Annotated in this window: 1 protein-coding gene; it reads right to left on the bottom strand. The window is 54.1% G+C overall.

Annotation, left to right across the window (positions count from 1 at the left end):
- A partial coding sequence (locus A3754_RS00220) for a TonB-dependent siderophore receptor (protein ID WP_156496622.1) occupies positions 1–785 on the bottom strand: 785 nt, incomplete at both ends.

The following is a 785-nucleotide window of genomic DNA, read 5'->3' as shown; positions in this document are numbered from 1 at the left end:
TCATTCAGGCGTTGATCTACAAACAGGGTCGCTTCATTCAGCCTGCGATCATAACGATCCCAACTTGGCTCCCCCACAAAGGTGTTAACCGGAATACCCCCTTTGACGCCCGGCAATAGCGTCCCCTCTGCGGGCAGGAACTGGGCAGAGATCCCGCCATTGTTCTCCTGGGTATTGATGAGCAGGGAGATGGTTGTGTTGTCCGTGGGCAGCCAGGTAAAGGAAGGCGCAAACAGGAAACCATTATCATCCACGTGATCAACCTGGGTGCCACTCTCCCGTTTCTGCGCTACCATCCGGTACAGCAACCTGCCATCTTCTGACATGGGGCCAGTGATGTCTGCCGCCAACTGCTTTCGGTCATAGGAGCCCACCTGGGCCCAGATCTCGCCCTGTTGCCGGGCCTTTGGCAGCTTGGAGACAGTATTCACAATACCCCCCAACTCCGCCTGTCCATACAAAACAGAAGACGGTCCTTTCAGGACTTCCACCTGCTCCAGTGCATAAATGTTCGGACGCACGCTGTTGTAACTGCCGTACAGGGAACGCAGCCCATCCTTGTAGAAAGAAGCGTCGAGACCGCGCACTTTCACAAAGTCACCACGGGTATCAAACCCGAACGCACCAGAATAAACACCGGAAGAATAGACCAGGGCATCCTGAATATTCTTGGCCCCGGTATCCTTGATGAATTCTTCATTCACTACGGTAATGGAGTACGGAGTCTTCTCTACCGCCACATCCAGCTTTCCAGCTGTCGCCGCTTTTCCCTCGGTAATATAGCC

It is taken from the genome of Alcanivorax sp. HI0083 (assembly GCF_001635175.1).
This window is presented reverse-complemented; position numbering and strand designations above follow the sequence as displayed.